This is a genomic window from Parabacteroides sp. MSK.9.14 (assembly GCF_019041495.1).
Lineage (GTDB): Bacteria > Bacteroidota > Bacteroidia > Bacteroidales > Tannerellaceae > Parabacteroides > Parabacteroides merdae.
In genome coordinates this window covers 21592-36160 of the sequence record NZ_JAHPXO010000006.1, presented here as the reverse complement: position 1 = coordinate 36160, position 14569 = coordinate 21592, and the positions used below count along the sequence as shown (strand labels likewise).

The window sequence follows — 14569 nt, the reverse complement described above, 5'->3', positions numbered from 1 at the left end:
GCAACCACATCCTTAACAGTTCTAAACTGTGCTGTAGTTCTACCTGTTTCCTCCTGATTTCTTGATGTAGATTAAACTATCTTGCAGGATTCTGATACACATTTTTAAGCCAATATTCAAAAGCCGGATCTTGGATTTCTATCGTATTGCCAGGCAATATATCGATCAAATCTTTTTCAAGTGTCGCTTTTTTCAAGTTTTTGATATTTGCTGAAGTTCCCAATTGATAGTGCTTCAAAATGTCTTTAGATGAGAAATTAACCACTCCATCGGCGACAGCTATCAAAAAGCTAATTTGACGGGAAGTCAAAGAATCTATTATATTGGTAAACAACAGGCTCAATTGACCGATCAAACTGTTGAACGCCTCATTGACAATAGCTTCCGAACACTCTTTTGATGTACGCAACCAAGTTTGCTGACTTAATTGCTGAGTATAATACGGATGGTTTTTCATTTTATCGGCAATCATACCAGATAATTCATCCGATATTTGCTTTCCGGTATCAGCAAACCGTTGGGAAATAAATGCAACCCAGTCTTTTCGTTCTATTTTTTGTAAGAATAAGATATCGCCAAATTTGTAAAAAGGCATACTGTAGTCATTGAAAATACTCAGTAACATATGACGTTTACTCCCATACAGGCAATAGCAAACAGATGTATGTGTCTGCCAATGAGCACGAAGTTTACGTTGAAAAGCAAGCGAATCTTCATATTCGTTGATATTTTGGAATTCATCAATGCAGACAATGATCTTTTTACCTTTATCTTTAGCGATCTGTTGTGGCAAATCTAATATCTCATCATAAGACAACCGGTTATCTTTAAAACCGATACCAAAAGATAATTCATAGCTCTGACTGCCTTCGGAAAGAGAAACAGTAGGTGCCATTCGGCTCAAATATTTTTTTACTCCTGCTACAAATTCCTCCCAAGCAGAGGTAGATACCCGCATTAAAGCATTAGCATAGGCCGTATAAAATTGTTCTTCCGTTCTACAATTAAAAATATCGACTTGACAGACCAGTGTATTCTTGTTCTCTTCTGACAAAAGTTTGGCACATTTATTTACCAAAGATGTTTTACCCCAGCGACGTGGAGATATAATAACGGTATTAATGAGATTCTTGAAGTTTTGTGTCAACAAAGCAACCTCATTTTTCCTGTCAGTAAAATTCAAGTCATCGGCAATACGTCCGTAAACAAATGGAGCCTCCATAGTATAATTTTTTATATCTAAACAAATGTAGCAACAATAGTTGGAAGGTGCAAATATGAAACTGGTTAATTTGAAATCGATTGGTTTCAAATTAACCAGTTTCACGCACATTGACTAATAATAATGTAGGATATGGAGATACTTATATATAATAGTCACAAAAGAAAATAGGCTGTTATATAAGAATAACAGCCTATTTCTCATTCGAATATTATCCTGTTAGAAGTATCCTTCATTTTGTTTGATATTGGGATTTACATCTATTTCAGACTGTGGTATTGCCAAAATCGTGCGATAATCCTGATAACTCGGAGATATAAGATCGGTGTTGTTCAAGAAATGATATCCACCCTTACGAGTTACCGTAATCCCTAAACGCATGATGTCATAAAAACGATGACCTTCCATCACCAATTCTTTGCGTCTTTCTTTCAAGACCAATGCTTCGGTAGCAGTCACATCTGAAGCGGAAGGAATAGCACGTTTGATGATCGCATTCAAGTATTTATTTGCACTAGCCTGATCAGCAGAAGATTTTTTCAATGCAGCTTCAGCAGCAATCAAATAAATATCTGACAGACGGATTACACGAATATTGTTTACGGCCGTTTTACCATTGATCCCCGGATATTTGTTCATGTAAGTACGTCCTTCGACTGATGCTGCAGTTAGCAAATTACGACGGATGTCATCCGGGTTCTCGTTGATAAGATCTTCAAATTCTTTCGTGTTGGAAACAGCAGCATATCCTTTAGGATCGACTACATATCCAAACATTTCACGATCACCGGCATCCAAATCCGAAATTTCCAGATCGAATACGGATTCCGAAGAGTATCTTCCAGACCATGCTGCAACATAGTCTTCTGTTTTCAGCAAAGAATACGGAGAATTCTTGATTACATCTTCTGCATAAGAAAAAGCTTTATCCCAATCTCTTTTATATAGATTGACACGTGCCAGTAAACCTTTTACGGCCCAACTGTTGAAACGTCCGTCTTTTACTTCCGTCCCGATACATTTCAACGCTTCCTCCAAGTCGTTGATGACCATATCATACCCTTCTGCAACAGTTGAGCGACTGGGAAGATCATCTGCGCTCAAAACATTTTTTACCAATACTACACCCGGAGTAGCTCCATTTTCTACAAAATAAGGCTTTCCGTATGTAATCAGAAGGTTGAAGTGACATAAAGCACGAAGAGCTAAGGCTTCTCCTTTTGCATTATTAAGTTCATCGCCTGCAGGAAGGTCTCCTGTTTCAATTGCATTCAGCAATACATTCGCACGGTTGATAACAGCATACGGATAGCTCCATAAATTTTCCGGCGAGTTATTCTGACGGTGTATGAAACGATAATAAGTGTCGGTTCTTAACCCCCCGGAAGAGATTGTCTGTACGTCTTCACCCCCCACTTCGGCGCGTGATACAAAATCACAACCATAATAGTTGGCACTCTTTAAACTGTAGTATGTTCCGTTAAGTGCTGTTTCCACATCTTGTAAAGTCGTGATAGCATCTGTGCTGACCAATGAATCTGAAGGGAAAGTTTCCAGATATCCATCACAAGATGTAAATGTCACTGAAGCTATTGCTACAGCAGCAAATATAGATTTTATATTTAGTCTATTCATCATTGTTATTATTTATAGTAAAACGAATTCCGGATTACAATCCGATTTCAATACCAAATGTTACTGATTTCAAGTTCGGTAATGCCCAAGTGGCCACACCATTGACCGGCTGTTCCGGATCAATATTCTTATAGGCAGCCCATGTCAGCAGGTTGTTACCGGAAGCGAAGATTCTGACATTTCTCATTCCAGCAGCCTGCATCCATTTTGACGGCAAATTATAAGATAATGTTACAGTCTTCAGGCGGAGATGGTTTGAACTCTTCATATGACGGGAACTTCCGTAACGAGCATATTGATAGCTATTGATACGTCTCGGAACATCTGTAATGTCACCCGGTTTTTGCCATCTGTCCAACTGCTGGATACCAATGGATTGATATGCAGTTTCACCATCTGTATCTGTGTACAGCAGCGCAGGATCATCCATGATATGTCCACCTAAAGAGAATGAAAATAAGGCGCTTAAATCCAAGCCCTTCCAAGAAAGGTTATTTCTCCATCCTCCGGTTACTTTAGGATCCGGTTTTCCGATAATAACACGTTGAGCCTGTGACGGATCTTTAGTCAATCCACGATTGATGGTTCCATCTTCGTTTTCAGTGTTCAATACCCACTGTTCTTCACCCGTTTGAGGATCAACGCCAGCCCATTCACGGCTCCACCAAGAATAATAAGATTCACCTTCTCTCAAGATGGAAGTTCCGCTAATGATGTCTTTTCCTCCATACAGTTTGCTGATCTTGTTTTTGTTATGAGATAGAACTATACCTGTAGACCATTTTACTGCTGTTTCATTGAATACGTCATAGTTCATATCCAATTCAATACCACGGTTATTCATGGCTCCTACGTTTTTCAATGTATTATTGAAACCAGTAGTCATTGAGACCGGAACATCTTGCAACAAGTCTTTTGTTTCACGATTATAGAAATCGAATGCTACACTTAAACGGCCGAACAGTCTGGCATCGAAACCGATATTGAAGTTCTCATTCTTTTCCCATCCCAGATCCGGATTAGGAATAGTCGTAGGAGCAGATCCCGGTTGATCCTGATAGTTAAAGCCATAACCGAACAAACTCAAATGTGAATAGAACTTAGAGGGTAAAGTACCATTTATACCATAAGAAACTCTTAGCTTCAAGTCATCAACATAAGTCAAATTTTTCATGAAAGCTTCCTGGCTCAATCTCCAAGCAGCAGAAACAGACCAGAAGTTACCCCAACGTGTGTTTGCTCCTAATCTTGAGCTACCATCACGGCGGTAATTTGCAGAAATGTAATATTTGTCGTCATAATCGTAATTTATACGAGAAAGCAAAGATAACAGATGATCTTCGCTATATCCGGATGAGGCTGTCATCGGTTCCGACGTATTACCAAGTTCTGGTAATTTATCGTGCGGATAGTTGGCGCCGACTGCTTGGACAAATTGTTCTTTTCTGTCGTCAACATCCCATCCGAGCAAAACATCTAGATTGTGCTTGTCGGCAAATGTGTTGGTATAATTCAATACCGTTGATGAATAGATGTTGTGGTGCTGATATGGATATTTGATCATCAAACCATTGTAAGCCTCACCGTTATTCGAATTCATCGGCCAGTAAGTTGTTGACTGGTTGTCGATAAAGTCATAGCTTATTGTTTCCTTGATTGTCAGCCCTTCGATTATTTTATAAGAAGCCCATAAGGAGTTGGTACTTCTAAGCACTTCGGATGTATTTTTATCCAATCCTTGATCCCTTAATGGGTTAGGCACATTTAATTGATCCAAGGGAAAACCTTCATAAAATGAACCGTCCTCATTATAAATAGGAAGGTTAGGGATTGCATACCAGTTTTTAACGAAATAGGCATTGGCATAAGCCGTTCCTTCCGAAGCCATTTCTGATTTTTGTTTTGAGAATGAGATATTAGCTCCCATCTGCATTTTCCCATCTTTTGATTTATGGGTTACGTTTACTCTACCGGTAAATCCTTCCATACCGGTGGTATTAATCATACCGTCTTCCGTTTTGTAGTTCAATGAAGCGAAGAAATTTGTCAGTTCACTACCTCCCTGTGCTGAAAACTCATAATTCTGGTTGAATGCACTTTTCTTGAATAATGCATCTTCCCAGTTTGAATAGTGATCTCTTAAAGGAGCGAAAGTATCTGCACCTTCTTGTGCGTAAGCTCTTGCTTCTTCTTCTGACATATCTTTGTATAAAATACCTTCATTGTAATATGCTTCATAGGTAAGTTCGTGCTGCTGTTCCCCTGAAACCGTTTCCCTGTTTTTAACAGCCCAGTCGGAAAAACCCCAGTTCGCTTTAAAATTGATCTGAGTTTTGCCTTCCTTACCTCTTTTCGTTGTAATAAGAATTACACCATTTGCAGCACGTGAACCATACAAAGAAGCAGCCGCAGCATCTTTCAAAACCGTGATATTTTCAATGTCGCTCGGATTGATTGAAGACATGATATTGAAAGCTTTTGAGTCATTGCTTACTCCAGATACGGCAATATCTCCGGAAATAACCGGTACACCATCGATTACATAAAGAGGTTCATTTGTGGCGTTCATAGAACCTGTTCCACGAATACGAATGCTTAAACCTGCACCAGGCTGTCCACTGCTCGAATTTACGGTCAGACCAGTTGTTGCGCCTTGCAAGGCTTGTTCAAAAGATGTAACAGGTACATCTTTTAATACTTTTTCCGCATTTACTGATGAAGCGGCTCCGGTAAAAGATGATTTCTTAGCAGTACCATACGCAACAACCATCACTTCGTCAAGCATTTGGTTATCTGCTGCCAACACAACATGTAATGTCGGTTTGATGCCGATTTCCTGAGATTTCATACCCACAAAAGAAACTACCAGAGTCTTTGCAGAACTTGATAATCCATCAATTAAATGATTATCAATATGTTATTTATTGTCTTTTAAAGACTGGTTGTGGAAGGACTATCAAATTGTTATCTTGTTAATGTCTTATATATTAGCTACATATTGTTTTTTTAGACATTAGCGAGAATTCTTTTACAAAATAGAGTATGACTTATTTTCTACTTGTTTCGTGGAATAAATAGCCATTTATTCATGTATATAAGAAAATGTAAACTACCTGTAAATCATCATTTACGGTTCAAGCTTTGTGGAATATGAATTTTATATAGAACAATGCAAAAGATACCGACACTATCTGAAATCGCTCCTTTGACAACTGGTAAACTAAGTCGTTTCATGCCATCAACTAAGTCAAAACACCCCAAGAACTAAATGATAACATATAACAAAGTATCTGTTAGTAGTTACTACTTATTACCTATACGTAGTACTACCTATGGGCGTTATGTAGTACTATGTATTTGCGATAGGTAGTACTACATACGAATAATATGATGTATGTCTTGAATTAGTTTACTATGACTTTCGGAATAGTTTATGCTATGTTGCGGATCAGTTATCCTAAGAGAGCAGGCTGATTCCGGGTAATGTGTCTACAGTCTTTAATTATTTTCTACCCTTGTAGACCCGAGGCGTTTTTTCACCCTTCAGAATTGTCCAAAAACGGTACTTAGGCGAGAGGTTAAAAATAGATAATTTTAAAGGAGGCGAAATCAAGGAGATTTCATGAGAGATCAATCTAAAATATCGATTTTACATGATCTTTTGTTAATTATCATCCCCATTTTTGTAAAATCCTATTAGTTTTTTAGTTGTTATAATAAATTTATTATTACATTTGCCATCTCTTAGGAATATTTATACATTGCTTATATGTATAAAAACAGATAGTGCAAATTAGTTATTTATAAGTTAAACAAAAAAAGTGTGTCTATGAAAAGGTTAACTTTCCTTTTATTCTGCCTATTATTAGGTATTGGGATGGCCAACGCTCAGACGACGAAAGTAACAGGTACTGTTATTTCGGCGGAAGACAACGAGCCCATCATTGGTGCATCTATAGTTGTTAAAGGTACGACTATAGGTACAGTAACAGATTTTAACGGTGCATTTTCTCTGGATGTACCAAGTTCTGCAAAGACTCTGGTAGTTTCTTTTGTGGGTATGAAAGCCCAGGAAATTGGGGTTAAGCCGAAAGTAAATGTGGTGTTGGAGGGGGATAATCAAATGCTTGATGAAGTGATGATTGTCGCTTATGGTACTGCCAAGAAAAGTGCTTTTACAGGATCTGCTGCAACAATTAAAAGCGAGAAAATCACCTCTCGTCAAACTTCGAACGTTACGAATGCTTTGAGTGGGCAGGTTGCTGGTGTACAGACAACGAGCAATAGTGGACAGCCGGGTAAAGATGCAGAGGTCCGGATTCGGGGTATCGGATCTATTTCTGCCAGCAATAAACCTTTATATGTAGTTGACGGTGTCCCCTATGACGGTGAGATTTCGGCGATCAGCACTTCTGATATCGAATCTATGACTGTATTGAAAGATGCTGCTTCTAATGCATTGTATGGCGCCCGTGGTGCTAATGGTGTAATTTTGATTACGACTAAAAAAGGTAAAAGTGGCGAAGCTCGTGTCAGTCTTGATGCAAAATGGGGTGTGAATAAACGAGGAGTACCTAATTATGAAACAATTAATGACCCTGCTAAATTTTATGAATTGAATTATTCTTCTATTTATAATGCAGACTTGAAAGGTTATGCCGCAGCTGGTGATCTGGCCGGTGCCAATGCATATGCTAATCAAGCTTTGCTTTCCGGAACTTATTTAGGATATCAAGTCTATTCTGTTCCGACAGGAGAACTGTTGATCGGTATGGATGGAAAATTGAATCCTAAAGCTACGCTTGGTTATTCCGATGGAACCTATTATTATATTCCGGATAATTGGTCGGATGAAATTTTCGAAAATAATGTTCGCCAGGAATATAATTTAAGCGTTAGCGGTGCTTCTGACAAAATGAACTATTATATGTCTGCTGGCTATCTGGATGATCAGGGTATCGTTCCTAATTCAGGTTTTCAACGTTATTCAGCTCGTTTGAAGGCGGATTATCAAGTGAAACCGTGGTTGAAGTTGGGTGCTAATGTTTCATTTACTCACTATGATAGCCGTGAGCAGGATACAGAAGGCGGAACTTCAAATGCGAACATATTTTATGCCTCTAATATTATGGGGGCGATATATCCGATGTATATCCGTGATGCACAGGGAAATATAATGACTGATAACCGTGGCTTCCAACGTTATGATTATGGAAAGAAAGGACAAGATACGAATGGATCTCGTAATACTATCCCTAATGCTAACCCGTTGGCCAGCTATATGTTGGACAAGATGAAATATTCCGGAGACGTAGTTAGTGGCAAATGGTTTGCAGATGTTGATATCTGGGGTGGCATCAAGGCCAAGGTGAATATTGGAGTGGATGCCAATAACGTTCGGAATACCGATATGGTGAATCCGTTCTATGGACAATATTCGGAAACGACAGGTGTCGGTGGTTTGATTTCTGTTTCAACCCAACGTACATTCAGTGTTAATCAGCAGTATTTATTGACATACAATAAAACGTTTGATGATGTACACAATCTGGATGTTTTAGCCGGTCATGAAAATTATAACTATAAATACCAATATTTGTATGGCCAGCGTGAAAAACTGTATAACCCGAATGTCCCGGAATTGGATAATGGTATTTCAAATCAGTATAATTCATCTTATTCAAAAGATTATGCGACTGAAGGTTGGTTGTTCCGCGTTCAGTATGATTATGATGGGAAATATTTCGGTTCGGCTTCTTATCGTCGTGATGCTTCTTCTTGCTTCCATCCGGATAATCGTTGGGGCAACTTTTGGTCTGTCGGTGCAGGTTGGTTATTGAATAAAGAAGCTTTCCTGGAAAATCAAAGTTGGATTAATATGTTGAAGTTTAAAATCAGTTATGGTTTGCAGGGAAATGACAATTTGATGTATCAAGGTGGTTTGTATCGTAACTACTATCCGTATCAGGATCAGTTTACTTTGGCAAACAGTAATGGAGATTTCTCAACTTCTCTATATTATAAAGGAAATAAAGATATCACATGGGAAACTTCCCATAGTTTTAATACCGGTTTTGACTTTACGTTCTGGGGAGGCAAACTGAGTGGTTCTGCAGAGTACTTCTCTCGTAAGACTACGGATATGCTTTATTTCAAACCGGTTGCGGCTTCGATGGGATATTCCCGTTTTCCGGAAAATGTCGGTTCTATGGTGAACCGTGGTGTTGAAATCGATTTGAATTCGAATATTATCGAAACAAAAGATTTCTCATGGAGCGTAAATTTGAATTTGACTCATTTCAAAAACAAAGTGTTGGAGCTGGCGCCTGAGCTGAATGGCCAGATGATTGATGCAGGTCGTATCTATCGCGAAGATGAATCAATGTATCAGCTTTATTTACCGAAGTATGCCGGTGTAAATCCTGAAACGGGAGAAAGCCAGTGGGCTTTGTTGAAGCCGGATGCTGAGGGCAACACGGTTACGACTTCTTATTCCACTGCTACAGAAAACCGTTTTGCGACAGGAGATATCCTTCCTAAAGTATATGGAGGATTCGGTACAAGTTTTACGGCATACGGTTTTGACTTGTCGATCTCATTTGCCTATCAGCTAGGTGGCCGTATTTTAGACTACACATATCAGGAAATGATGAGCCCGGCTGCTACAGGTAGTGCTTTGCATAAAGACATGCTGAATGTATGGACTTCCGAGAACAAGAATACGGATGTTCCCCGTATGAATGTAAATGATAAATATACAAACCGGTTGTCCGATCGCTTTTTGACAAGCTCTGATTATCTGAGCCTTCAAAATATAACATTCGGCTATACTCTGCCGAAAAACCTGACTCGCAAATTACAGATTGAAGGCGTGCGTTTGTACTTTGTTGCAGATAACGTCGCATTGTTGACTGCCCGTAAGGGGCTGGATCCGCGTCAAGGTTATGTCGCTTCTGATAATGTTTATTCGCCGATCCGTACAATTTCGGGTGGTATATCATTGAATTTCTAATCCGTTAAATTGTTTTTGAATATGAAATTAACAAACAAATATATGATGTTCGCAATAGCCGCCCTGCTGCTGGCATCTTGCGATTTGGATAAATATCCTGAAGGTCAATATGTTTCTGACAATCAGAAAGAAGAAACGATCAAGGACAGACCAAATTTGGTCACGGCCGAAGTAAATGCCATGGCTGCTAAATTGAATGCTTACGGAACGATTTCCGATGATGCGACAACCTATCATAATGATTATGGAGTCCCGGCTGTCTCTATGGCGTTGGAGTCTGGAGGACAGGATCTTGTAGCACTGGTTACAGGATATAACTGGTTCAATACTTCTCAGAATTATTCAGACCGTGTTTATGACAGTTCTACAGATGAACTGATTTGGAAAACTTTTTATAATCATCTGAAGGCCGCAAATAGTGTATTGAGCTTGATTGATCCTGCTACAGAAGATGCTTCTTTGAAAATCTATCGTGGTCAGGCCTTGGCAGCTCGTGCATACGACTATTTGAATCTGGTTCAGATTTATCAGTTTACTTATGCAGGTCATGAAAATGCTTTGGCTGTTCCCATTGTAACGGAAAAGATGTCTGACGAAGAAATGCAGAACAATCCGCGTGCTACTGTCCAGCAGGTATATGATCAGATTATGAGCGATTTGAATCAGGCAGCAGAATTGTTGGCCGGTTTTGATAATGGAGCGAATAAAGACCAATTGGATGAAGCGGTCGTATATGGCTTGCGTGCCCGTGCCAATCTGTTGATGCAGAAATGGGCTGATGCAGCAAAAGATGCAGAAAGAGCTATTGCCGGCGGAACACCGCAATCATTGGCAGAAGTATCTACTCCGACATTTAATTCTGCTACTGCAAATTCTTGGTTATGGGGTGTCATGATCACTCCGGATAATGATGTTGTACAAACCGGTATTATAAACTGGCCTTCTCATTTGTGTTCTTTTACGGGGAACGGATATACTTCAGGTGTTCCTGACGGATACAGAAAAGTGAATACAGATTTATATGACCAGATTCCGGATACTGATATTCGTAAACAATGGTTTTTGTCTCCGGATAGCACATCTTCGTTGATAGACAACGAAACAATAGAAGGATCTTCTATTGTTGAGTATTTCGGTCTTGAACCATATGTAAATACTAAGTTCGGTGCTTATCAGAGTGTGTTTGGGAACACGACTAATGCTTCGGATTGGCCGTTGATGCGTGTGGAAGAAATGTATTTGATTAAAGCGGAAGCTGAAGCAATGAGTGGAAATCTGGCGGCAGGTAAATCTACATTGGAAAACTTCGTGCAAGCCTATCGCGACCCTTCTTTTGTTAGTAAAGCTACTTCGCCACAGCAATTTCAAGATGAAGTCTGGCTGCAGCGTCGTATGGAACTTTGGGGCGAAGGTCATTCGTTGTTCGACCTTTTACGCTTAAAGAAGCCGGTTATACGTAAAAATACGAATTATCATGCTTCCGTACAGTTTAATTTGGAGCCGGAATCCCAGATAATGATCTACCGTATTCCGCAATGTGAAATGGAGACCAATACAGGTATTTCTGATGCAGATAATAATCCGGCGGCTCCACAACCTGCTTTATAAAAGAAATAAGGTTTATATCCGGAAAAGGAATGAAGAGGCGTGTTCAAAAAACACGCCTCTTTTTTTGTCTCTGTCCGGGCTTTTGCAGGATAGCTTTGCTGATAGTTGTTCTTCTATTGAAACACGAAATATAACAAACTTTTAGTTTGTCTCATACGAAACAAAGAACTTATTATTGTTCCTTCGTGTTCTCATTCAGAAAATAATGTATATCATGGAAAAAGTTATTTACAATCTGGTGTTCAATCGGAAAAAGCGGTTGAATGCAGAAGGAAAGGCTTTGATTCAGGTAGAGGCTTACCTGAATAGGCAAAAGAAGTATTTCTCAACGAAAATCTATGTTAAGCCCACACAATGGGATAGCAAGAGAAAAGCTGTGAGGAACCATCCCAATATGGATGAACTCAATCAGTACATTGAGGATTATATTACTTATTTGGAACGGATCGAATTAGATATGGTCCAAAGCGGACGTCCGTTTTCTTTGAAGTATTTGAGGGAAAGGGGAGATTTTGAATCCGTCTCTTCCTCTTTTGTCTCTTTTATGAAAAATGAGATCAATCATAGTAACTTAAGACTTTCCACATTGAAGAACCATTTATCCACTTTGCAGGTTTTGTGCCAGTATCAGCCACAAGTCTCTTTTGATGATCTTACCTTTAATTTCCTTTGTGGTTTTGAACATTTTCTTCTTGAGCAAAAGTACCACCGGAATACGATTGCCAAGCATATGAAGCATCTGAAAAGATATGTCAACCTGGCGATTAATAAGGATTTGTTTGAATTGCAGAAATATCCTTTTCGTAAGTATAAGATTAAATATATGGAGAGCAAGCGTGGTCATCTGACACCTGAGGAATTGGGAAGGTTGGAGAATATCGCTCCTAAATTGCAACGAACGCTCAGACGGACGCTTGATATGTTCCTTTTCAGCTGCTATACCGGGCTGCGCTTTTCCGATATTGTCAATATACGACCGGATAATTTTCATCTGATCGATGATAAGTTATGGCTGGTCTATTCATCGGTCAAGACGGATGTGAACGTCCGGCTTCCTTTGTTTCTGCTATTCGACGGAAAAGCTCTTGCTGTTTATGAACGCTATTGCAAGCGTTATTCAAGAACGTTGTTTGGAGTTTCTGTTTCGGCAAACTCGAATGTGAATAAACAGTTGAAAAGGATTTGCCGGCTGGCGGAAATAGATAAAAGGTTGTCTTTCCACATGGCACGCCATACCAACGCTACCTTATTATTATATAATGGAGCGAATATCACGACAGTCCAGAAGTTGCTGGGGCATAAAAGTGTACGGACAACGGAAATCTACAGTGATATTATGGATATGACTGTTATACGTGATCTGGAAAATATCACATTGAAATAAAATAAGGTAATAGATACGGGGGGCAGTGCATTCTCTGATACACACTGCCCTGATCTTTCATGATTTTATTCAGTGCCCAAGAGTTGTAAATATGACAAAATGTTATCTCATTATGGTTTTTATAGGTGTGTGCTGCCGTGTGTGCTTACTTTTTATCATATTTTCTGTTGTCAAACATTAAAATAGCCTTGAATTTTTACTGTATTTATACTTTGAAAAGTAAATAAAATATGCGACTTTTGTTGGCATGATGAGTCAACCGTTAGCAGAGAGATTACGTCCGAAAACGTTGGACGATTATATCGGGCAGAAACACCTGGTTGGTCCGGGGGCTGTCCTTAGAAAGATGATTGATGCGGGTCGTGTCCCCTCTTTTATATTGTGGGGACCTCCGGGAGTAGGAAAGACTACGCTGGCGCAGATTATTTCGAATAAGCTGGAAGCTCCGTTCTACACGTTGAGCGCAATCAGTTCAGGAGTGAAAGATGTGCGGGAAGTGATAGAAAAGGCAAAAGGCAATCGCTTTTTCAATACCGTTTCACCGATCCTGTTTATTGACGAAATACATCGCTTTAGCAAGTCGCAGCAGGATTCCCTGCTTAATGCTGTAGAGACAGGTGTGGTAACCTTGATCGGAGCCACGACAGAGAATCCCTCGTTCGAGGTCATCCGTCCGTTGCTTTCCCGCTGCCAGGTATATGTTTTGAAATCATTGGAGAAAGCTGATCTGTTGACCTTGTTGAATAAGGCGGTTACCGAAGATATCATATTGAAGGATATGAATATCGTGTTGGCCGAGACGGACGCCATGTTGCGTTATTCCGGTGGCGATGCACGGAAACTGCTGAATATCCTGGAGCTTGTCGTTGCTGCGGAAGAAGGAAATGAAAAGATTGAAATAACAGATGAAAAGGTGGTGGAGCGCTTGCAGGAAAATCCGGCGGCGTACGATAAAGGAGGGGAGATGCATTATGACATCATATCCGCTTTTATCAAATCCATTCGCGGAAGTGATCCGGATGCCGCTGTCTATTGGCTGGCTCGTATGGTTGCCGGTGGCGAAGATCCGGAATTTATAGCCCGCCGTCTGGTTATTTCAGCATCGGAAGATATCGGATTAGCGAATCCGAATGCTCTGTTGTTGGCAAATGCCTGTTTTGATGCCTTGAAGAAAATCGGCTGGCCTGAAGGACGGATCATTTTGGCGGAAACGACCGTTTATCTGGCATGCAGTCCTAAAAGCAATTCGGCTTATATGGCGATTAATGATGCGTTAGAGTTGGTGAACCGTACAGGAAACTTGCCTGTTCCCCTTCATTTGCGAAATGCACCGACAAAATTGATGGCGGAGCTGAATTACGGAAAAGATTACAAATATGCGCACGATTATGAAAATCATTTTGTCAAGCAAGAGTTCCTTCCAAAGGAGATTTTAAACGAACGGCTGTGGAAAGGACAGGAAAATCCGTCCGAACACAAACTAATTGAACAGATGAGGCGTTTGTGGGGGGATAGATATCAGAATTGACAATTGATAATAGACAATTGGCAATTGGGGAATAAGTGTAATTGATAAAGATAATTATCATGTCGTTTTGCTAATAATTATCAATCGTCGATTGTCAATTGTCAATTTATTTTGTACATTAGCCGCCTGTTTTTGGGAAATTAGTTACTTAAATTATATTTAACATTAAAAAAACATTGG

At 39.7% G+C, this 14569-nt stretch carries 7 protein-coding genes; 4 read left to right on the top strand and 3 right to left on the bottom strand.

Translation table 11 applies throughout. The features are described from left to right. Positions 1-76: 76 nt before the first annotated feature. The 3 genes from KTG12_RS04860 to KTG12_RS04850 all read right to left on the bottom strand — a co-directional run bounded on the left by KTG12_RS04860 (position 77) and on the right by KTG12_RS04850 (position 5726). Positions 77-1222 (bottom strand): ATP-binding protein, encoded by a 1146-nt coding sequence (locus KTG12_RS04860; RefSeq protein ID WP_005641327.1) that lies wholly within the window; start codon positions 1220-1222, stop codon positions 77-79. A gap of 219 nt (positions 1223-1441) precedes the next feature. Then, on the bottom strand, positions 1442-2860 hold the full coding sequence (locus tag KTG12_RS04855; protein ID WP_005641325.1) for a RagB/SusD family nutrient uptake outer membrane protein: 1419 nt from the start codon (positions 2858-2860) through the stop codon (positions 1442-1444). Between the two features lie 31 nt (positions 2861-2891). Next, positions 2892-5726, bottom strand: a complete 2835-nt coding sequence (locus KTG12_RS04850) for a TonB-dependent receptor (RefSeq protein ID WP_122204380.1) — start codon at positions 5724-5726, stop codon at positions 2892-2894. A gap of 960 nt (positions 5727-6686) precedes the next feature. Between KTG12_RS04850 and KTG12_RS04845 the strand changes: the two genes are divergently transcribed. The 4 genes from KTG12_RS04845 to KTG12_RS04830 all read left to right on the top strand — a co-directional run bounded on the left by KTG12_RS04845 (position 6687) and on the right by KTG12_RS04830 (position 14389). After that, positions 6687-9869, top strand: coding sequence for a TonB-dependent receptor (locus KTG12_RS04845; RefSeq protein WP_224204326.1), 3183 nt, complete (start codon positions 6687-6689; stop codon positions 9867-9869). 21 nt (positions 9870-9890) lie between these two features. Continuing rightward, entirely contained in the window at positions 9891-11477 is a 1587-nt protein-coding gene (locus KTG12_RS04840; protein ID WP_022322879.1) for a RagB/SusD family nutrient uptake outer membrane protein, read from the top strand. 214 nt (positions 11478-11691) lie between these two features. Further along, a complete protein-coding gene (locus tag KTG12_RS04835; RefSeq protein ID WP_005651174.1) occupies positions 11692-12861 on the top strand; it encodes a site-specific integrase in 1170 nt (389 codons plus the stop codon). Between the two features lie 247 nt (positions 12862-13108). Continuing rightward, on the top strand, positions 13109-14389 hold the full coding sequence (locus KTG12_RS04830; protein WP_005641312.1) for a replication-associated recombination protein A: 1281 nt from the start codon (positions 13109-13111) through the stop codon (positions 14387-14389). Positions 14390-14569: the final 180 nt, after the last annotated feature.